Genomic DNA, 22,962 nt, shown 5'->3' with positions numbered 1-22,962 from the left:
ATTTGAATCGGTTTATTTATCTGTGACTATCCAATTATCCGTACGGAAAGGGCTTGCAGGTAATTCTGCCGTATTGAACAGGCTGGCTCTGAAAAATTTACCCCAATCGTAACGAACTGCTACAGGCTCGGGAACTTCAACGGCTGAAACCTCGACGGTATTACCCTTGATTACAGCGGTTGCCGGATAAAATATCCTGTCGCTACCGGCTATAACAAAACCATTTAAGGTATTTGATTGACAGGTTAATCCATTTCCTGCATAATCGAAGCTCAATATGGCTTTATCTCCCTTTACTTTCATCGATTTGTATACTGGTCCCGAATATTCTATATTCTGTCCGTAAGTTTTTGCTAAAGCCCATTTTGCCAGACGTATTCCGGGAACTTTTTTATTTCTCGGATGGATATCGGTAGAGTCGCCTACATCTGTGATCACAACCATTCCTGTATTCTTTACAGATTTCCACGTTTTCAATTGCGCTTCACGTATTGTCGGTGGCTGTTTGTATTGTGGTGCAATCTGTACAAAGTAGAAAGGGAAGTCTCCTCTGTTCCACTCTTTACGCCAACTGTTTATCATTTGGGTAAATACATGCGTATAATCATTGGCTCGAACCGAATTAGACTCACCCTGATACCATATTGCTCCTTTGATTGCGTAAGGCAGAAGCGGATGTATCATTCCATTCCACAAAGTAGATAAAGCTTTATTATGATCGATTCCCTGAGGCTTTTTAGGCGCTTTTATGTCATTATCCCCTTTAGCTTTGGCTTCATCATACGCTTTTTTGTCTTCTTCATATTTCTTTATATCTGCCGGATAATTATCCCTTGCAGCATAAAAATCTTTTACAAGCGTGGCATATACAGGATCGTTTTGCATAACCTGCATTTTTGTCCACGATTCGGCATGTGTACCTCCCCAAGTTGATTGTATTAACCCAACAGGAACTTTCAATGTATTGTACAAATCACGACCGAAGAAAAATCCTACGGCAGAAAAATCTTTCAGGTTTTCGCGGTTACAAACCATCCATGAGCCCTCACAATCGTCCAATTCCTGTTCGGGTGATAATTTTTGTGCTACATGAAACAATCTGATTTCGGGATAATCGGCATCCTGCATTTCCTCCTCTTCGTTCAGTATACCTGTACGCCATCCTGTAGCCTTCGCCACCGGAAAATCCATATTCGATTGCCCCGAGCATAACCAGACTTCGCCGATCAATACATTTTGTATATCAATCGTATTGTCTCCTGTTATTCGTATCGACTGGCTTTTTGTTGCCTTAGGCGTTTTTATCTTTACTAGCCATTTACCATTAACCGGAGTTGTTACTGTATAAGTTTTACTATCCCACGAAGGCTTTACTGTAACTACCTCATCCGGATTAGCAGTTCCCCAGATATTGACGGTGGTTTGCTGTTGCAATAGCATGTTGTCTGAAATTATAGCGGGAAGTTTTACTTCTGCCCGGATATTCCAGCAAGCTAATATCATTAATGCAACTATGCCTATTCTTATTATTTTATTCATAATTGTAACTTATTACCTCATTAATGTGATTCCCATTAGACCAATAACTACCTCATTGGCTATCGACTTTACTTCCAGCCTATCCAGTTCTTTATCACTATTGAGAGGTAAGTCGAGAATAATACCTGCCCCACCACGAATACTTCTGCCATATACTTCTGCCGGCTTGATATTCATATCCTTTTCCATATCACGGCTAACGACTCCTGTTTTCAAAGCTACCCTGTAAGGACGGGGTTGTTTTGATGAGAATGCCTGACCATCAAGATAGAAATCCTGTTCTATAGGTGCCCATGTTTCAGGATTTACGAGATTCAAGACATTGTTACTTCCATCCTTATAAACAACTGTTACTGTACCATTTACCACATGACTCTGCATATGATTGGTCGATCCTGCCATCATCAGGTATGCATGTGAGGCTTTTCCTGATAAAGTAACTGATACCTGTGAAGGATAATTATCCCACAAAGTCGTAAATGCTATATTATTTCCATTACTTACCGTACGGAAAGGTATTCCGAAAGGTGTATCAAATGTATTATTCTTCACTGCTTTTCTTATTCCCGAGTCATCTATGTCGGATGTAAGTGTCGGATGGCACCATTCTCCTATTCCCTGTTTAGGCACTTGCAGGGTAGTATAAGGAGAGCGTGGAGTCAGATACTCATTTCTGAATATTTGAGAGACACTTGCATTCAGCACTTTATCCATATTTACTTGTTCGTATACGGGAGAATCGTTTTTCAGGTTCCAGTTAATTAAGTTTTCAGTGAATATCACTTTTCCGTTTTCGGTTACAGTCAGATGATTAGATCCGAAACGAACAGCACTGGCAGGTATTGTCACCTGAGGTGAGGTTTCTCCCGAAGCTATACTTATCGATTGTGCATAAGACTTCTTTCCCATATTGATTTGCAATTGAGCATTAACCACACGGTTCGTATTATTTTTCAGAGTAAACAGTAAATTATCGACCTCCGCATTATAGATTACAGTCAGAGGTTCTTTCACCTCTATTCCGGCAGGTTGCCACCAAGTCATTTGTCCTTGTTTTAGTTGTACAAAGAGCGTACGGTGACCTGTTTCCCCATTAATTATTCCTTCTACGGAATTTCCTTTCTGCGTTGTATTCTTTAATACCGATTGAGGGTCATATATCTTCTGTACTTTAGCTTTTGATGACAGGTTCCAATTCTCGTCTTTTACTCCGGCTGATTTATATTCCGGCTGATCTAAAGGCGATCCACTCCAAATAATTTCAATATCATATGTACCCGATTTCTTACAATCTATTTGAATGGATGGGTAGCCTACACTTTCGATCACTGTCCACGATGCTTTTTGTCCATTTACTTTAATTTCAGTAATACTTTCTCTTTGAGCTTTGAGAGTCAATAGAAGATTCAGTTCTTTACCGAAATTCTGTGATATTTTATAAGAATCGGTTGTTCCATTTCTTTTAAAATCGAAGCTGATATCGGGAGTTGCCACCGAAGCATATTCCCAGGCAGCAGGAAATCCGGGACGAACCTCCAGCTTGTCGTTCATCGCATCGGGTAATATACCGAACAGCCCTTGAATCAAGGTGCGTGAATATACTCCAATAGGATCTGCAAAATCGCGGTAACACTCTCCACGGGCAGCATCATAGAAGCTTACCTGACCGATATTTCCGGGGCTTGATCCCAGATACATCCCATCGAGAACAGAACTTTTGAATAGTTTATAAGCTTCCTCATAACGTCCTGCCTGCCAGTAAGCGAGACTCGCGTGTGCTACTTCGGCAAAAGCCACATTGTTGATAGACCATGAGTATGGCAACCAGTTAGTTGTAGCAATAGTTTGGTAGCCTTCATTCTCCATTCCTTTTGCCAATACAGGAATATGAGGTATCTCTGTATCGATATAGCGTGTTGCCTGATAGGATTGGAACGGCGTATGAATCTCCGAATCCAATGCATGATATACTGTCCATATCGCAGCATTGGGGTGAATCATTTGTGCACCCATGAAATCTTTATACTCAGCCCACCATCCTTTTTCGGGTAACCATAACTGGGTATTGATCGCTTTCAGGATTTTAGCTGCTTCGTCAAGGTAGGGTTTGGGGTTCTCTCCTATTTTTTTGGCAATCATCGCAGCCATTCTGTTAGCTCTGTAATTATAAGCCGAAGAATGTGTTACTCCTCCACTATTGTATTGAAGTGCATCGCTTGCCCATATTCCGGCATATGCATCGTATAAGCCATCATTGTTGGGATCGAAGTTACGTTTCTCCCATGCCAGATGGCGTTGTAATACAGGCCACATTTTGCGGACGTAATCCATATCGCCTGTCCAATTAAAATGCCAAAGCAACTCATCGATATAACACAGGTTCATATCATAGTGGTGCATCGACTTTGTACTGTTGGGATTACGGGTAATGTATCCATTACTATACATCTGCGTACCCCATATCTTAGCGGCTCGTGTTAAGTTTAGTTCTTTATCTTGTGCCGGATGCGGAATAGTGGGTTCGATATCTGTAATCTGAGAAGCGGCATACCCATCAAAATGCTGACGGGCTTTGTCGTGCCAGCCGATTGCATCACCTACATAAGCGGCACGCCATCCATTGAGGGGCATGCGCCACCCTACAGCTCCGTGTTGCCAGCAAGCAGTTTCTTCGTCCCATATACCATCGGCAGCTATACTGAGCACACCTCCCAATGTATTGAAATACGGGTCGGGGGTGGTTATCTTTACTGTACCGGCAACTTCCTGCCGACGTTGTTCTGCTTTATTGAATTCCTTTTCTAAATCGGCTGCTGTCAGTTGTGTCCCATCATTATTCTTGATAACAAAGATCACATTCTTAGCACTTTCCACTGGTATGCGAGATACCAATATAGGACGATTGTCTACAGACACTGACTTCCATACATCCGTGGTAGTAGTCATCGCATAAGGCGATGCTGTCTTTAATTGCGCCCCGTCAGGAAAAATTCCAGTCGTTTGACGGGGACCTCTTTTTGTTCCTTTACCATACTCTACGGTAAAAGTATTGTTATTGATCAAGTATATATTATTCTCACAAGCTTCAGGTTTCAAAGCAAATGCGTCGGGATCATCGACTCCCAGATCACCATTTCGGGAGAAACTTTTATTACTTGCACCACCAAAAGTACAGACCAAATCTATACCGGATGCAATACCTTCGGTTTCAGCTTTTACAACCATCCCTTCGGCATCGGCTAAGGCTAAAACCGTAATAGTAATTTTGCCTGAACCGATAAACGGGTCTTTTATTTCGTAAATACGGGAACCTGCCCGGTAGATCGAGCGTATATATTCGGCATCATTCAGCCAAAGGCTCTTTCCGCCTTTAATAAGTCCAAGCTGAATATTCCCTCCCATCGAAGGCATAAACAATCCAAATTCGGGGATATCGCCCGTCTCGACTCTAAAAGCTGTATGTGTTCCATACAATGCCCGGTTGAACTTTTTATCGCCATTTACGATAACAAAATCTTCTCCTTCGGGTGTATAACGTAGTTTTCGCTCTTTGCCATGCCAATACCCCTGGCTGTGGCTTGCCAGAGGTATTGCGGTTAGTGTTAGCATAGTCAATATGAGTCTGATATATCTCATTTCAATTATTGTCTTTTAAGGTATTCAATACTTAAGGTTTATTCCGGGGGATTATGGCATAGGCTGTAATCCTTCCCAGACAACGTTCCATTTACCATCTTTGGGGAATCCGGGATTCTTTTCGGTATTTCCATCCCATCCGGCACACATCATGGCTACTGCTGTAAGTAAGCCTCCATTACCGGGCAGATATACACGAAGACGCGAATCCTGGTAGTTATGTCCGTTTACCAGATAGGTATTAGTCCGTTTATCCATCAACAAAGCTCCTACTGCCTTTTCAGGTTCGCCGAGACGGGCGGCTGCCATAGCTGTCATCGGATAATCCCATCCCCAGGTTTTACCCCAGTTCCAGTTATCCCAAATCCAGTTAAGGGTATTCTTCATATAATCCGGACGTACCAACTTACATTGTGGCAATATACCCATAGCCCCCAATACCGCAGGGTGGTCTGATGTAAAGCGGATATCTTTGTAAGTATCGGTAGCGTCTTCCGAAGCCAGATACAATCCATCGAGCGATGCCAAAGGTGATAATTTATCTATAAGTTCGTCCCATTGAGGTTTTCTCTTTTCACCCATACGTTCTCTCCATTGCTGAGCTACAGACATAGCGTAGTGCCAATAAGACAATTCGAATGGAGGATTTATAGTTTCCGATGCTCTAAGAGTTTCTTGTGCGGGTATAATTCCTTTCAGTATATAACGGCCTTCGAGTTCGTCGTAAGTTGCAAATGAGGCCATGAATTCGGCAGTTTCCTGTACAAGAAAGTTATACTTTTCCAGTACTTCTGGTGAAGGATTGTTACGGTATATCAACTCTGCCATGTAGATAAAGTGTGGTTGTTGCCAGATAAGGAACGAACCTACTTTTGATGGTGCTTCTGTTGCCGACGGGTCTGTCATTTTCATCCAGCGTGCACCTTTAAACCCTTGTCTTTCTGCAATCTGTTTTGCCACAGGATATGCGGTCGAATACCAGCCAAGGCTGCGGTCTAAAAGGTCTGCCCTATTCCATAATGCAAAATGTACTGCATGCCACCAATGCATTTCCAAATGGAATTTTCCATACCAACTGTTGTAAGTAAGCCCTGTTTCCTGTGGTGGATACATTCCTGCCGACTGTATAGCCATCAGGTATTGGGAAAGAACTACACGGCGTTCCAACTCTTTAGCACGCTCATCGGTACACTTAGAGAAGTCGACTGCAGCCCCTTTTTCCCAGAAATCCTGCCAGTATTTATACGATGCGGTAAAGGTTTCGCCTGCAGTGCTTTCTGCTTTCACTGGTTCTTTCTCTGTAAATTCGCAAGTGAAAGACAAGCTATCTCCTTGAGGTGCTAACACAAAGTAATGGTCAGCTTTCTTTTCAAGACCAGCTTTGCCTTCCCATTTTATATTGACATAATATATTGTCGAATCCAATGTACGTTTGAAAACTACCGACTGATCGTCTTGCAAAATTATCTCAGTCTTATGCTTTTCGGGAGATGTCCAATCCGTAGCGTCATCCACATGTTTACCTGTCGGATAAGGGAATTTGAAGTGAACCTTCATATTACCTTTTGCCATCAATTCCGATTTCAGGCTGGCAGCAATCCGGTCTTTCTCCGGGTCAGCCACTGTTTGTACCGATATCGAATCCATATCTACAACGAACCGGCTAGATACCAATCCTTTCCAAAGATCAAGCTTTTGGTCTATATTACCAAGTTCTGTCGCTTTAACAGCACTTCCATCAGCATGAGTCATTTCCAACCCAACATATCCGAGATGAATACGGTGAGGATTGTTGCGGAACCAATTGGAAGCAGCCTGTTGTCTTCCTTTTTCATTGAATTGTACGGCATAAGGCTCGTCCCATCCCCTGAAGTTATAATTCTTCAGTGTTTCTTCGGGTTTAAACTTCTCGGGATTAGCGAAACTATGCCATCCCCATTGAGACTGAGTACCCAGAGGCACTCCGGCCGAATAGAGTTCGGGATAGGTCTGCAATCCTGTTGCATCAACGGTAAATGCGAAGTTTCCATTGCCGACAGACAAAGACGACAATTCTTCGAATTCCGTTATTTTAGGGTTGTTCCTTTCAACCAAAGCATACCTATCGATTTTTTCTGTCTTTGTGCTATTACAAGCAAAAAGCAGGCCCGATAAGATAACAAGAGTCAATTTCTTCATAGCATTTCTGTTATATATTTTCATTTATTAATTATCTATTTTAAATACAAACCCTGAAGCAGTTTCATACTTGCCTCCCTGCATTGCATTAAACATATACTGAGGTTTACCGTCTTTCATCAATAACTGAGGACGTTCGAACCGTCCGTACCTAGACAGATGCTTCGCTGCGGGAGGCTCGTTCAAATAAGCGTCGGCTCCAAACCATGCTATCTGAGGTTCCGACCAGTGAATTCCGTCCTCGGATTCGAAAATCAGCCCTACCTCATGGTCAAAGTACCCCATATCGCGCATCAGCATTTTATAGCGGCCATCCTCGATATACACATATGCATCTTCGACTTGTTTGTTTCCACCATGAGCAGAAAGGTCTACTACCGGATTACCGGCATAGCGCCTGTACGGCCCATTGATGCTATCGGATATTGCTAATCCGTATTTACGATTTCCTCGTATGCTGCCTTTTTCTTTTTGATATGCCGCTTTATTCCACGATTTGTAATAGAGCCATGATTGTCCATTAGGATTATGAATAAACGCGGGATTGGTTGTACAGCAGTCGTCCCACTCTCCTTCCGCTCCGGCTTCCAACAAAGGTTTATCAGAACGGTTCCACGGGCCATTCAGAGATTTAGCTGTAGCTAAGCCTATCCGTTTGGTATTGACCGTACCATCACTATTACCCATATAGAAGAGATAGTATGTTCCATTTATAAATTGAATATGAGGATTGTGGCAAGTAGTTGCATCGAAATAACCGGGACGTGGTGCCAAAACTGTTTCGACGTAAGTATAAGGTCCTTCGGGTTTGTCGGCTATGGCATGTGCTATTTCACTTTTGTGAATCCATCCACCCATTTTATATTTCTCCGGCCAACGGGAATAGAATACATGAACTTTACCATCCTCCCCATAGATCGGAGCACAGCACCATACATAGTATCCTTCGCTTTCGAGAACACGTCCTACCGGTTTCAAGTGTCTACTGAATTCCGAAATACTGTTTTGCGAGTATTTACGGATAACGTTCATATCGGTATTATCTTTTAGGGTTAAATAATAATTCTCAAAAGATACAATAGAATTCAGATAAACTTCAATATTTGTATAATTTTGACTGAGATTGTATAAATTTCCATCTTTCGGGTTATGTGGGTCGAGCCCCATACGGAGTTCCCATGCATCAGGCATACCATCACCATCGCTGTCCTGAGGATAGTTTCCTTGTTTTAATTCGGGCCATCCGCCTACTTCATTTTGAGAGTCGATAATGCCTTTTCCACCTCCAGCAAATGTTAGTCCTCCTTTTGCAGTGCCTGTTTCTACTTCTTTTATAACCTGTTGGTCATAGCTATCACGGTGCAGGCTACATCCGGCAGTATGTAATACCCTCTGGTAAGCAACCTCCGGGGTATCTTCATTTATTGGTTCCACAACAAAAGGCTCAGTAGCTCTTACGCATGATTTAGGCCCTACTCCCAGCCAGTTATCAGCTGTTACCGTTTCGCTTCCAAACATTATATTACCGGCGAGATAATATGCGCCTGTTCCATCCTCAGCCGGATCAAGAAACCAAGCTATTTTGTCGGGAGAAGTCGCCGGACCGGGCTTATAGTAATTAGAGACATAGTTAACTTTTCCGTATCTACCGCCTCCATAAGCCGACTTGTATCCCCAATTATAGACTACATTGTTCCGAAAATCTACAGGAGTGTAACCGTCCGAAGCAAAACGGGGATTACGGCTTGTATGGTGCGCCAGAAGGTTATGATGAAAGGTTGCTCCTTTTCCACCCCAGATACCTCCGAACCCATGAGCTCCTTTAGAGTGGAGCGACTTCGACAGGCTATGTGTAATCATACACCACTGGACTGTTACATTCTCTGATTTGTAGACGGACAGAGCCTCATCTACAGACCAGGATACCGAACAGTGGTCTATTATTAAATCTTTCACATTCATTGCCCCCATCGCATCGTCTTCCATCTTACTGGTATCGCCCATTCGCGCACGGATATACCGTATAACGACATTATTTGCCCGTATATAAAAAGGGTAATTCCGAAGGCATATACCATCGCCGGGCGCAGTTTGCCCGGCAATAGTTATGCTATCATTAGTTATTATCAGTTTCGATTGTAAATCTATTGTCCCGTCTACTGCAAACACTACAATACGGGGACCGCTCTGCCCGATCGCATCACGGAGACTGCCCTCACCCGAATCATTCAGATTCGTTACGGTGATAACACGTCCACCCCGCCCTCCGGTTGTATATTTTCCAAAACCTTCTGCGGTAGGGAAAGCCAAAGCCTGAGCTGAGACCTGATTGGATAATCCTGTCAGGATGCAAGACAATAGTATTATTTTTATTACAAATCGATTCATGATCTTATCTTTGATTATATATGAAATTCACATTTAAATAATCACTACGTAAATTATTTATAACCAGGATGCTGTGTCAGATTCGGATTATCAATCATCGGATGACCGGCTGACTTAGCCGCAAATGGTAATAATTCAACACAGTTTTCCTTAAAGCCATAGTATAGGCCATCGCTTCCATCGGGAGCTTCGATCCAGTTCGGATAATTTCCTCCATTTTCTGCCGATCCGGTAGGTTTGGTATAAATAATATTACCTATTTGTAATGCATTGAAACCGTTAGTGAAACCTGCTGCTTTACGTGCATTTCCGTTGAAGGTACTTGTATATGCCTCGAACATATTTGCAGGATACCATTTCTCGTTATTACCCATCGAAACACCATGAGCCTTCACTATTTTTGCAAGTTCAGCCTGATATGCTTCGTAGTCACTGGAATTGGTAGGAACATTCTTAACGGTAGCTATTTCTGAAGCACTTGTCAATTCAATATAATCCAGCGCCAAGAACTTATCACCATATACCTGAGCATCTTGCTGAAGCTTATACAAACGATAAACCGGAGTGCTGCCATATTTGCCTGTGCGATCAGACAAGTCTTTCATATCTTGTTTTGTAGCTGCGAGTTCTTTTGCCAAACGATTCATGCGGATCAGGTCGGTACGAAGGTTAAACTCGCCCGCAAATTCCCATTTACGTTCCTGTACAATTGCATCTTCAAACCCCTGTTGGTCGGAAGGTATTGCCATAGAACCGATACCTGCACGTTCTCTCACTTGTTTTAATGCATTCTTAGCTGCTTCCGTAGGGTTACCAGACAAGTAGTTCTGAGCTTCGGCATACATTAACAATACATCGGAATAACGCAACAACGGGATATTCAGGTTACGCTTAGCTGCTTCCTGAGGTTCGGTACACCATGAGATACGGAACTTACCGGGCATAATACACGAATATGTAGTACCTACATCGACCCATGTATCTCCCGCAGCTCCTTTATCTAAGAAGTAGATACTGTATGATGTACAAGATACATCGCGACGGGTATCGTTCTTATCAAACGACAAGTAGTAGGTCGGTAACATAAACTGCATAGCTTTACGAGAACCAAAAACTCCACCTCTGGATCCCGGATGTGCCAACACCCCGAAATTCGAATTTGTATTTTCACCGTATTGAGCTAGTTCCCAAAGCATTTCGGGAGCTGTTTCCCCGAAGTTGCGCTGACAGAAATTATACCACAGATGCTCAAAACCACTCATACCATTTTTAGCCTGAACTAGTGAGTTTTCGCCTTTAGATACAACTGCCTGACAAGCATCGCTGGCAATCTGATACAGTTCGCGAACGCGGGTTGCATCGCTACGGCGTTCCATCTTCATCGAAGCGGGATCGTTTGTTTCCAAATTCCAACGCAATGAATAACCTCCGGCATAAAGGGCTATACGTGCCAACATGGCATAAGTTCCTTGTTTAGTCAGACGTTCGTATGTGGCATAACCACTTTCGGAATACCAGGGTATATATTCTACTGCTGTTTGCAGGTCTGCGATTATCTGATCATAAATTTCATCTCTGGGTGAACGTTTCGGATAAAATGTATTTTCGTCATTTGGATCCATTTCTTCCAGAGGTGTCCAAACTGCAGGAACATCACCATAAATACGGATCAGATTGTAGTAGCAATATGCACGGATAGCAAGTGCTTCTCCTAACAACGCATTACGTTTAGTGGTTTCCCCCATTCTTTGTAACCGGCTGATAGCAATATTAGTCGATTCGATAATACGGTACTGTTCTTTGTAAATTGTTGTTACAGTATAAGGTGATGTAGTATCATAGAAATAATTACATACATTGTATTTCGAGTTATTGGTAGAGCCGTCTTCGCTCGAATGCACTACTGTTTCGCCCATACCCAGCTGATAATACATCTCCTGATGGATCAGCCCCCGGTAACAACCCTGAACATACATATCGGCTGTTGCTTCATCTGAGAACACGGTTTCTGCATCAGACGCATTGTAAGGAGGCATTTCTAACCAATCGCTACACGATGTCATCCCTAAAAACAGGGCTAAAGCGGATGACAGGATGAATGTCTTTTTTATTTTTGATATTTTTTTCATGACTTAAATCTTTTTTAGTTAGAATGTTAAGTTTAGACCAACCACATAACTCCTTGAACGTGGATAAGTCGAACTGTCATAACCGGGAGTACAAATTACATAGTCACTGTCACCAGCCGAAACTTCGGGGTCGTAACCCGAGTAACCGGTTATTGTTGCCAGATTATTCGCTGTAAAATAGATACGTGCACTGGATATCATCGCTTTCTGCAACCATGTTTTTGGCAACGTATAACCAATAGTTACTTGTGCAAGACGCAAGTACGAACCATCTTCAACATAGTAAGAAGAAGGATAAGTGATGTAGCTTGAGTTTGTATTATTCAAACTCCAGGTGCGTGAAGACTCATTCGGGTTCAATTCTTTCATACGAGCCAATGTAGTAGCTTTCTTCCCGGTTGCAGGATCTATCAGGCGGTAGTAGTTGTCACCAAATTTAGACGGAACATTCTGGAAAAGAGCATAGGGGCTCATACTGTGTTTTGAAGCATTGTATATGTCGTTTCCTATGCTGAATTTCATGAATACATTCAAGTCAAAACCTTTATATACAAATGTATTGGTAAATCCTCCTATCATATCAGGTGTACCGTTACCGATCTTAACCAACTGACGGGTAAATTGGTCGCCTTCTTCATTGTCTGCTGCAAATTTCATATCACCGGGACTTGGTGTAGTATCTCCATAAGGTTTTACAACCCCGTCTTTTAAGGTTAGAGAACCATCACCGTTTTGGATAAAGTCATCAGTAGTATAGACTCCTTCATACACATAACCATACATATCTCCGAGTTTCTGACCTACAACAGCATAATATGTAAGAGTTCCCGAACGGTTACCTCCGACAGTGAAAGTTTTATCTGTTAAGCCTTTTTCAAGAGATGTTACCTTCGATTTATTAAATGACAGATTCAGGTCTGTAGTCCATTGGAAATCTTTTGTGCGCACATTTACTGTATTCAAAGTAAACTCCCATCCACGGTTACGCATCTCACCTACATTCTGATACTGCTTGGTATATCCTGTTGAAGCAGGGATAACAGATGCCATCAACATATCGCTGATTTCGTTATTATACCACTCTGCTGTAAAATTCACACGGCTGTTGAATAAACCTAAGTCCAAACCGATATTGGTAGCACGCAATGTTTCCCACTTCAGGTCTTTATTACCCAATGTCGTACTTGGCACATAAGCAGGATTTCCGGTAGTATTATTTATCGGATAATCTGTTTGCGTCATAGTTGTTGAGTACAGGTTATTGCCGATTCCGTTATTACCTGTGATACCATATCCTACACGTAGTTTCAAGCTACTGATTGTATTCTCTATTTTACTTCCTTTCCAGAATTTTTCTTCCGAAACGCGCCATGCACCGGCTACAGAAGGGAAAGTTCCCCATTTATTATCTTTCGAGAATTTAGACGAACCGTCTTTACGGATTGTTGCCGTCAATAAATAACGCTCATCGTATGTATAGTTGACACGTGCGAAAAGAGATACAAGACCATTACGCGAGTGTTTAGCTTCTTTTTCATACACTGTAGCATTCGAAATATCATCCAGTCCATAGTTAGGATATGGGAATTGTTTCAGCTTCATACTGTTTTCTTCCGACTCGTTATAAGTAACCTCGTGTCCTAACATAGCTCCAACTTTGTGTTTCTCGGCAAAAGTCTGACTATAATTCACAGTATTGGTTATCTGATATCTATATTCTTCTGAATTACCTATACTTCCGTTGATACCTGTATTAACGGGGTCCATCAAATACGATGTCGAGTTTTCATCAGCAAAAGAAGTAGACTTGCTATTTGTCCATTCGTAATTTCCTGAAGTTCGCCAAGTAAAATGTTTTAGGAAATCGATTTCTAATCCGGCATTAACATTGAACAGACGTGCTCGTTTATTTGATGTAGATGCATTATTCTGAACAATAGGGTTAGCTGTATCGTAACTAGAATCTAAGCTCGAAAAATCGGGATAAGTCTGAGTATTCAGCAATTGATCACGGGTAAACATAGTTCCTCCATTTATCGGTTGCAGAAGAACCGATTTCATTCCATCGTATTTACCACCACCATCGGTAGATGCATTAGAGAACATAGAATTGAAATCAAGACGGATACCTTTATAAAGTTCTGATTTGACTTTGGCACGAACTGTATTTTTATCGTAGCTATGGTTAGCTAGTAAACCATCCTGTCCATTATAGTTATAGGTCAATAACACTTGAGTGTGCTCACTTCCTGTAGATATACTTACATTGTGGCTTTGAGTCAATGCAGAACCGCCAAATACTTCATCCTGCCAGTTGATTCCGCCTACACCACTGTAACGGTTATTAATACGGCCATAAACTCCGGTATAGAACTCAGGATTATCGACTCCCATACTGTTGTCGAAGACATTACTCCACTGAGTCGTTTTTCCCTGTAATTCAGCCATTTCATACTGATATTTCACAAAATCTTCAGAGTTAGACATCATGTCCAGTTTCTTGGATATCTTATCGAACGAAAAATAAGTATTATAAGATACTGTAGTTTTTCCTTTCTTTCCTGATTTGGTAGTAATCAGGATAATACCGTTAGATCCACGTGCTCCGTATATTGCTGTAGATGATGCATCTTTCAACACTTCGATACTTTCGATATCATGAACTGCTATGTTTGTAAGCGCATCCGTCATTTCGAATCCATCCACAATATAAAGAGGTTTGGTGCTTTGTGTGATAGAAGTACCTCCACGGATAGTAACCTCTACTCCTGCACCGGGAGCGCCACTGGCGGTAACGATATTCACACCGGCAGCCTTACCTTGCAAAGCCTGTGCAGCAGTTGTAGCCGGAACTGAAACCAGATCCTTGCTGGAAACAGAAGAGATTGCCCCTGTTAAGTCTTTCTTTCTGACTGCTCCATAGCCGATCACAACAATTTCATCTAACGAATTGTCTTCGGTTGCCATAACTACATTTAAATTGCGATTTGCCCCAATAGCTATATTTTGAGAAATATAACCGACAAACGAGAATGTAAGGGTTACTTTATCATTAGGTACAGAAAGTGAAAACTTCCCATCCAGATCGCTCAAAGTTCCGGTAGTAGTACCTTTTATAGCGACACTAACTCCGGGTAATGGTCCCATATCGTCCTGTACGGTTCCTGTTATTACGATTCCCGATTGAGCGAACGCCATTGTCCCCACCAGGAAAAAGCAGAAAGACAAGAACAATACTCTTAACACAGAGCTATTTTTCTCCTTTCCAGATTTGTATTCTTTCATGATCTTTTCATTTTAGGTTTAAGAAAAACTTTAGATTTTACAGAATGCCTTTATTCTCATAGTAGGCAGTCTTTTGCGGTTAAATCACTCAATCGTTAACAATGTTTCTTCATATACTTCTATTTTTCATGTTGTTTTAAATTAGATTTTCGAACCTTAAAGATTAAGGCTATGCTTCGAAACAAATGTAAAAAAGGTTAAGAAGTGTTGCTGGGTGTAATCAGGTTAAACCTAAAATTCCCCCTATATTATTCTCATTACAAGCCATTAACCTTGATACCCCCTCATGTAAATACATATAAAAAAGGATAGACCGCTCAGCCTATCCCTAATTTTCGATATGATCAATACAAGAGTCAATCTTCTTTCGTCCTTATTTTATTCCGGTACTCACTCGGAGGCATTTCAAATTTCTTTTTGAAACATTGAGTGAAATATTTTGTGTCAGAAATGCCTACCATATAAGCTATTTCTTTTATGGTATAATTTGTTTCTACAAGAAATTCCGCTGCCCGGTTCATCCGGATATCCCGGATAAAATCGACAGGAGCTTGCCCGGTAAGGCTTTTCAGTTTTTTAAAGAATACAGTACGACTCATAGCCATAGCAGAGGCCAGATCGTCAATGAGGAATGTACTGTCGTCCATATTATTATAAATTTCATCTCTGACCTTCAAGATGAAGCCTTCATCCTGTGATGTAATTACAGGATCGTTGTTTACCCTTGATTTCTCTTTCGGCTCGGGGGATTTATTCCCGGTATAGTTTTCGAACAAAGCTTTTCTTTGTCTGATTATATTTGCGATTCTGGCTTTCAGGTAGTTTACACTAAACGGTTTGGTTATATAATCGTCGGCACCATATTCGAGACCGCTCAGCTTACTTTCGATATCTGATTTTGCCGTTAATAGAATGAATGGAATATGGCTTGTTTCGGTTTTACTCCGTATTTTTTGTAAAAACTCGAGCCCGTCTATTTCAGGCATCATCAGATCACTAATAATAAAATCCGGGATATGAGAAACTGCAAGGTCGTAGCCAATCTTGCCATCAGCAGCTTCTATAACATTATAATGAGGGCTGAGCATTGCTTTCAGAAAATGTCTCAGGTCGGGATCATCTTCTGCAATGAGAATATTTGCCAATAAGTCGGATTCCAGCTCAGGATCGCTCTCTGTCATCTCGGCCTCGGTAAGATTACGCCCCGGTAGTCCGATCTCTATCTCTGCATTTTCATTGTACACAAGTTCGACATTAGGATCATCACGGAAATGATCGAGCCCGCGGGGAAAGAACACTGAAAAGCTACTACCTCTGTCCACTTCACTCGACACAGATATTCTTGCATGGTGCCTGTCTGCCACCTCTTTCACTATAGAAAGACCAATTCCGGTACTGGGTTTACTTTTATCTTTATTGAACGAGGCAAACCGGACGAATAATTTAGTCTGTATTTCGCGTGTCATACCATATCCTTCGTCTTTCACCATCACTTCTATACTATTCTCTTTTACAGGTCTTACAATAACTTCGATAGTTTTACCCTCGGGTGTATATTTAAAAGCGTTTGACAAAAGATTAAACAAAAGCTTCTCGAAATTATCCCTGTCGATCCACAATAAAATATCGCCGGCTTCATTACTTATTCTCAGATCGATGCGCTTTTCATGTGATATTTCAATAAACCCATTACATATCTCCTCTACATAGGCACCTATAGGTGTTTTCTGTAACTTAAATTTCTGTTTCTGTACTTTCCTGAAATCCAGAATCTGATTGACCATCCGTATCATTCGATTGGTATTTTTCAAAACCAATTGTAACTGGGATTTCACACCATCCTCCAATTGATTATTATACAATATATTTTCGACCGGAGAAACGATCATCGTCAAAGGTGTACGTATCTCATGCGATATATCGGTAAAGAAACGGATCTTCATTTCGGCTTGTTCCTTCTCCAGTTTAATCTTATCCTGTAAACGGAAGAAAACGAACAACACTCTTAGTATAACATATACAAGTGCTACAAACAATATTACATACAAAAGATAAGCCCATCCTGTTTGCCAGAACGAAGGGGTTATCTCTATATCCACAGTACGCTCGTTATCCATCCATACACCGTCACTATTAGTCGAACGTACCTTAAACTGGTATTTACCGGGAGAAAGGTTTGTATAGTTAGCGATACGCTGGTTTTGGGTAACAATCCAGTCTTTATCAAATCCTTCCAGCTTATAAGCATATATAATACGTGAAGGATCTACGTAATCGAGGGCTACAAATTCTATATTGATCAGATTCTGCTTGTGATTGAGTTTTATATATGCCTGATCATCTATATTTTCCTGTAAGGGTGAATTTCCCCCGATAGGTACATCTTTATTCCCTATCTGGAAGCGAGTCAATGCGACATAAGGCTTGAAGGTATTATTACTAACACGATCCGGATCGAGGTATATCAACCCTTTTGAATATCCAAAGTACACCATTCCGGAGTCTGCCAGACAACGGGAACCTTCCGAGAAAGTTTCTCCTGAAACCATACGGCTTACACCGCTGTATGTTTCAAACACTTTTTTCTGGGTATCGAATTTTGTGATATTCCCTTCGGATGCTATCCACAAATTACTATGCCGGTCATCGACAATAGTAAGTAAAACATTAGACGGTAGGCCATCCCGTATCGTATAAGAAACAAATCCCGTTGGGAAACCCTTCTTATCTACCTTCTCAATCTTACTTAAGCCACCACCGAAAGTTGCCAGATATGTTTCGCCTTTCCGTGTTGTACAAATATCATATATATCGCTTGCATTCAATGATCTTCCATCAGACCCTCTTGTATATATTTTATATTCGATAGATTCCGGATTTTCAAATTCGGGAGAGAACATTATCAGCCCCAATGTTGTACCGACACAAATATTCCCATATTTATCAGAAGATATAGCCCGTATCTGTGCCCCTTGAGCCGGATAGTTTTTCAACTGATTTTTTACATTAATAAATTGTCCGCCTTGCGCGTCATCAAAGAGGTTTAACCCCCCTGTGCCATATGTACCGATCCAGATACGATTTTTACTATCCTGAAAAATTGAGTAAATACTATTTCCGGTGAGGCTATATAAATCATTATTCGAACTTTTATACTGGGAGATACGATATTTAGCATTACCCTGCTCCGGAGTTAAACGGTAAAGCCCTTCGCCTTTCGTTCCTATCCATATATTTTTACGGGTATCCTCCATTATACTGTAACAGGTTCCGCTTAGGGGGATACCGTTACCGATCGACCCGTCACGACATATATATCCCAACAATTTACGATTCTTGTCGTATACGAAAGTCTTGCCTAACTTTGTCGACACCCACATTCGCTTGTCTGAGTCAAGATAGATGCAACGGACATCGTTGTTTGCTGTAGAATGAATATTCGGATCGATAATCCGGGTTTTAAATATCTCGTTATCAAATATAACCTTATCTAAACCTTGCGACCGCGTACCCAGCCAAAGATTCCCTTGTTGATCCGAAAATGCAATATGTAACATATTCGAAAACCGCCAGTCGGTAGACTGGGGCTCATTATAAAAAGGGATAAGCCTGTCTCTGGTTGAATCATATAACGAAAATCCTCCTCCCCGGGGATGTACCCATGTTCGTCCGTTTTTATCTTCGAGAACGAAAAAATTTGGAGGATATACATTTGATATTGCGGTCTCTACCTTAGCTTCATAATGCTTTAATTTGTGTGTTTCTGTATTAAAAAGAGCTACACCTGTACAATCCAGTTCGAGCCATAGTTTTTTGTCTTTATCGAGATAACAGGAGTGTATCACATTAGTCCGCATATTCGGAAGGTTTTCCGTCGTATAATGAACCAGTTTATCGGAAGCCCGGTGGTAAATAAAGAATCCGTCCGATTCACTGATAAATACAATTTGATTTTCATCGATGCCTTTTATTATACGGATGGCCGAAGTCGAGTGGGTATCCAATAATTTGAATTGCCCGTTGTGTTTATTATATATCCATACATGTCCCCGATCGGAACCGAACCATATCTCGCTTTTCAGTTCAAATACAGAATAAAACGATTGTGCCTTATTACTCTCTTCTTTTTCACTCCCAACAACTTGTTCTGTTACTTTTTTATTATCATCTGCGGCAACCATGTACAAGCCGTCATTTGTTAATAACCACGAGTTACCCCGGCTATCTTCATATGCATCATACACCTTATCGGTCCGAATACGCCGATTACTTTTATTATATACTTCTACATTGAAATTCTTGTCCAAGACACATATACAACCGGTCTGATCCGATACAAACCAGACCTTACCCGACTTAGTGGTTATAGCTCTTTTTCCTAAGAAACGGGAATCGGAAAACCCCTTCAAAGACCTCAGCCCCATGAAGGTTTCGGTCTTAGGATCGAAACGCAAAGGTTCTTTCTCATATGGCAATGTTACCCATATGTACCCATTACTATCTTCATCAATATGCTCTATTCTGTTACTCCGGGTGAGTTCTTCTTTGCTATCAAGAATGCGGTATGTTTTGAAGTTATAGCCGTCAAATTTACAAAGCCCGTCCCATGTAGCAAACCACATAAAACCATTTCTATCCTGAAGAATATCCATGACCGAATGCTGGGGCAAACCTTCGGCAGAACCATAGTGCTCAAAGTAACATTTGGGTTGAGCTAATATGGCCGACAGGTACAAAAAAACGAAACACAACAAAAGACAGACTCGCTTACTGAACATTTACTTATGGTCTTCATTAAGGTTCATATACAAAAATAAACTTGTTTTGCTTAATTCCCGTATAGTTTAATAGAATATTAGTTTTTCATCCCTAAAAAACCACTTTACCCCCTGTCCGGTTTCTTATCCACTTGATTTTTAACTTTAATAATCTATAGTTTCTATATCTTTGTTCTCAATAGAAAGCATCAAATGTTCTACACCGATATAAATATCATCATACAGAAAATGAATAAGGCCGGGGAGATGCACTCTCCTTTCCTTTTCGCATTTAATTTCGAACTGACCGAAGGTATATTTATCGAAAACCCTTTTACCAATAAGGAGGTGTTCTTCAAAACCGGAATATACAGCAATAAGACCTCGGACAAAGTTCAGGTTGATGCCGTTCGCTTCGATATATCCCCTATCTCCTTTGAGGAATATGAGCAAAAATACAATATCATACACAAGGGATTGAGACGGGGTGATTCTTTCCTCACCAACCTGACAATCAGCACACCTATAGAAACAGACCTCTGCATGGATGATATATTCCGGCTTAGCAATGCTCCATATCAACTATATATTCCTGATAAATTCGTTTGCTTTTCACCCGAAAGGTTTGTACACATTTCCAACGGTATCCTCTCTACTAATCCGATGAAGGGCACAATAGACGCAAGTCTACCTGATGCAGAACAAACCATACTCAGTGATTTTAAGGAAACTGCGGAACATAATACCATAGTAGACCTTCTCCGGAATGATATAAGCCAGATATGCAGGAATGTCCGGGTCAAAAGGTTCAGATATATAGAACATATACGAAATCGGTTTCAGAATATCCTACAGGTAAGCTCCGAGATAGAAGGACAACTACCGGCAGATTATCATTCGCACCTAGGTGACATTATATATCAAATGCTTCCGGCCGGATCTATATCAGGGGCACCTAAAAACGCAACCATAGACCTGATAAAGAAAGCTGAAGGTGGGCCGAGAGGGTATTATACCGGAATTTTTGGAGTTTATGACGGAACAAACCTCAATTCTGCTGTACTTATCCGGTTTATTGAATCCCGAAACGGACAATTGTTTTATCATAGCGGAGGCGGGATTACGGCATACAGTAATTGCAGGGATGAGTATAACGAAGTCTTGAAAAAAATATATTTACCCTTCGGATGAAAAAACCTCAATTTATAGAAACTATTCGTGTAGAGAATGGCAGATTCTGCCTTTTACAATTTCATGTTGAACGGGCAAATAATACCTGCAAAGTTTATTTTAGTAAAACACTGGACATAGATCTGAAAGACTGCATTATCCCTGAAAATATGCGATCGGGAATAGTCAAATGTCGTATTATTTACAGCGACCGTATAGAAAGCATCAGCTTCGAACCATACACATTTAAATGCATAAAGCAACTTGCCCTTATCCACGACAATACAATATCTTACAATTACAAATCGTCTGACAGAAGCCAATTGCAACACCTTTTGTCGATGAAACTATCCTGTGACGATATACTTATTGTTAAAAACGGCTATATAACCGATACATCTTACACCAATGTCGTGTTCGAAAATAAAGATGGACTATTCACTCCATCGACTCCATTATTGAGTGGTGTTCAACGACGGTTTCTTTTAGAAAACGGGATAATCAAAGAAAAATCGATATCTGTAACCGAGCTCAATGAATACACCCATATCTATCTCATCAACGCCATGATACGTTTGGAAGACTCTATAAAATTAGGCACTAATAATATAATACCGGTTAATCATACAAATCAGTAGCTGAAAAACGCTATTTCTTCTGCCGTTGTAAGCTTTATAATAAGGTGACAATAACTAAACAAAGGTGACAAAAAAGGTGACACCTGTGTAACATCTGTCACCCTACTTATCATCTGTATTACTGATCCTTACCTCCATGAAAGTGACAAAGGTGACACCTTTCTTGAATTTATTTTTTTAGCTTCTAGTTTTCCACCTTTTAGTTCCTTCAGTTTCAATATATCAAAGAACATGATTTATATATAATAGATAAAATAACACGTATTTTATGACAAAAAAGACAGAGTAATAAAGATGAACAAAAGGATTATGTAATAAATATTTTGTGGAATTATCAGGTAAACATACTCTATTGTAAGAAGCCAAAACTTCAAAAATCAGACTTAATAAAAAACAAATATGAAATACAAAATAATATTCCTTTTAGCCTGTATGTACTTCTATCCTCTTAAAGGGCAAATCTCCCCTGTTAAAGAACAGAATCCAAAAGGATATTATCTGGATATATATCCGCCTGAAACACTGGAAAACAAAGGAATTCTCTATCCGGAAACTGAGCAAACCCTGTCGACAGAACCCTCTCTGACCCTGATTGCTTATAACGAGCATGGCGGACAAGAGGAGTTACTATATAATGGTTTTCTTTCATTCAAGGGATCTCTCGTATTTCCCCCAATAATAAACGTTATAGGGCAAGACTCTGAGTATTACCAGCTAGCTTTCTTAACGGAAATTTTTGACAGGATGCCAACCCGGTATTTAAAAGTTTCAAAAAGAGATATAGCGACATTAGGTTATCAATACCTTTCACTGAACTCCCTTGTCGAAATATATAAAAAACACCCCGAAATAACACAAAACGTTGTAGGATATCCTCTACAACGATACAAACCGGTATCATTGCAACGAGGTATGGCTTATGTATTAAGAGAAAAGCCCGAAGATGCAGCTCCTTATATTATAATGAACATGCCCACCAGAGGGCATGGTGCTCCGACATCTACTACGATATTGGCAAGGGACGGATATTGGTTCGAATTGGAATTACACTACCGTTTTATTTACAATGGCTCTTCCAATCCGGCGGTTTGTGCCCGTTCCCAATTCGATGAGAAGTTTAAAGGGTATTGGAAAGCAAATACCGACGAATTAGGTTTTCCTTACTTACTTCTAGATATACTTAAACACGAGTACAAGAAAAGAATTCCGGAACTGGTAAAAGCAATATAAAAAGTAAGGTCA

General features: G+C 40.8%; 10 protein-coding genes. 3 read left to right on the top strand and 7 right to left on the bottom strand.

What is annotated here, in order from left to right:
- Nucleotides 1-12: 12 nt before the first annotated feature.
- The 7 genes from BUC12_RS20420 to BUC12_RS01605 all read right to left on the bottom strand — a co-directional run bounded on the left by BUC12_RS20420 (nucleotide 13) and on the right by BUC12_RS01605 (nucleotide 19,933).
- The gene (locus BUC12_RS20420) at nucleotides 13-1,539 is read right to left on the bottom strand and encodes a sialate O-acetylesterase (protein WP_062175430.1); all 1,527 of its coding nucleotides are present in this window, start codon (nucleotides 1,537-1,539) and stop codon (nucleotides 13-15) included.
- A gap of 12 nt (nucleotides 1,540-1,551) precedes the next feature.
- Nucleotides 1,552-5,175 (bottom strand): DUF4450 domain-containing protein, encoded by a 3,624-nt coding sequence (locus BUC12_RS01635; RefSeq protein WP_062175429.1) that lies wholly within the window; start codon nucleotides 5,173-5,175, stop codon nucleotides 1,552-1,554.
- Nucleotides 5,176-5,226: 51 nt separating this feature from the next.
- Entirely contained in the window at nucleotides 5,227-7,353 is a 2,127-nt protein-coding gene (locus tag BUC12_RS01630) for a hypothetical protein (RefSeq protein WP_062175838.1), read from the bottom strand.
- A 27-nt stretch (nucleotides 7,354-7,380) separates the two neighbouring features.
- Nucleotides 7,381-9,741, bottom strand: a complete 2,361-nt coding sequence (locus BUC12_RS20415) for a family 43 glycosylhydrolase (RefSeq protein ID WP_082141843.1) — start codon at nucleotides 9,739-9,741, stop codon at nucleotides 7,381-7,383.
- Nucleotides 9,742-9,794: 53 nt separating this feature from the next.
- Nucleotides 9,795-11,870, bottom strand: a complete 2,076-nt coding sequence (locus BUC12_RS01615; protein WP_062175428.1) for a RagB/SusD family nutrient uptake outer membrane protein — start codon at nucleotides 11,868-11,870, stop codon at nucleotides 9,795-9,797.
- Nucleotides 11,871-11,888: 18 nt separating this feature from the next.
- Nucleotides 11,889-15,155: a SusC/RagA family TonB-linked outer membrane protein gene (locus tag BUC12_RS01610; RefSeq protein ID WP_062175427.1), complete on the bottom strand. Its 3,267-nt coding sequence runs from the start codon at nucleotides 15,153-15,155 to the stop codon at nucleotides 11,889-11,891.
- Between the two features lie 356 nt (nucleotides 15,156-15,511).
- The gene (locus BUC12_RS01605; RefSeq protein ID WP_062175426.1) at nucleotides 15,512-19,933 is read right to left on the bottom strand and encodes a hybrid sensor histidine kinase/response regulator transcription factor; all 4,422 of its coding nucleotides are present in this window, start codon (nucleotides 19,931-19,933) and stop codon (nucleotides 15,512-15,514) included.
- A 192-nt stretch (nucleotides 19,934-20,125) separates the two neighbouring features.
- Between BUC12_RS01605 and BUC12_RS01600 the strand changes: the two genes are divergently transcribed.
- From BUC12_RS01600 to BUC12_RS01590, 3 genes are all read left to right on the top strand, one after another.
- Nucleotides 20,126-21,103 carry an aminodeoxychorismate synthase component I gene (locus BUC12_RS01600; protein ID WP_062175425.1) on the top strand — a complete coding sequence of 326 codons (978 nt, stop codon included), beginning with the start codon at nucleotides 20,126-20,128 and terminating at the stop codon, nucleotides 21,101-21,103.
- On the top strand, nucleotides 21,100-21,720 hold the full coding sequence (locus BUC12_RS01595; RefSeq protein WP_062175424.1) for an aminotransferase class IV: 621 nt from the start codon (nucleotides 21,100-21,102) through the stop codon (nucleotides 21,718-21,720). Before BUC12_RS01600 ends, BUC12_RS01595 begins: the two co-directional genes overlap by 4 nt.
- 399 nt (nucleotides 21,721-22,119) lie before the next feature.
- The gene (locus BUC12_RS01590; protein WP_062175423.1) at nucleotides 22,120-22,950 is read left to right on the top strand and encodes a hypothetical protein; all 831 of its coding nucleotides are present in this window, start codon (nucleotides 22,120-22,122) and stop codon (nucleotides 22,948-22,950) included.
- Nucleotides 22,951-22,962 lie beyond the last annotated feature (12 nt).

The sequence above is a fragment of the Indolivaga macrotermitis genome, assembly GCF_900128985.1.
Taxonomy (GTDB): domain Bacteria; phylum Bacteroidota; class Bacteroidia; order Bacteroidales; family Dysgonomonadaceae; genus Dysgonomonas_A; species Dysgonomonas_A macrotermitis.
The sequence above is the reverse complement of the archived record's forward strand: the minus strand, read 5'-3'. Positions and strand labels throughout refer to the sequence as shown.

Excerpts from the sequence above, each read along its gene's own strand:
- BUC12_RS20420 (WP_062175430.1), bottom strand. The coding sequence starts at position 1,539 with ATGAATAAAATAATAAGAATAGGCATAGTTGCATTAATGATATTAGCT.
- BUC12_RS01635 (WP_062175429.1), bottom strand. The coding sequence starts at position 5,175 with ATGAGATATATCAGACTCATATTGACTATGCTAACACTAACCGCAATA.
- BUC12_RS01630 (WP_062175838.1), bottom strand. The coding sequence starts at position 7,353 with ATGAAGAAATTGACTCTTGTTATCTTATCGGGCCTGCTTTTTGCTTGT.
- BUC12_RS20415 (WP_082141843.1), bottom strand. The coding sequence starts at position 9,741 with ATGAATCGATTTGTAATAAAAATAATACTATTGTCTTGCATCCTGACA.
- BUC12_RS01615 (WP_062175428.1), bottom strand. The coding sequence starts at position 11,870 with ATGAAAAAAATATCAAAAATAAAAAAGACATTCATCCTGTCATCCGCT.
- BUC12_RS01610 (WP_062175427.1), bottom strand. The coding sequence starts at position 15,155 with ATGAAAGAATACAAATCTGGAAAGGAGAAAAATAGCTCTGTGTTAAGA.
- BUC12_RS01605 (WP_062175426.1), bottom strand. The coding sequence starts at position 19,933 with ATGTTCAGTAAGCGAGTCTGTCTTTTGTTGTGTTTCGTTTTTTTGTAC.
- BUC12_RS01600 (WP_062175425.1), top strand. The coding sequence starts at position 20,126 with ATGTTCTACACCGATATAAATATCATCATACAGAAAATGAATAAGGCC.
- BUC12_RS01595 (WP_062175424.1), top strand. The coding sequence starts at position 21,100 with ATGAAAAAACCTCAATTTATAGAAACTATTCGTGTAGAGAATGGCAGA.
- BUC12_RS01590 (WP_062175423.1), top strand. The coding sequence starts at position 22,120 with ATGAAATACAAAATAATATTCCTTTTAGCCTGTATGTACTTCTATCCT.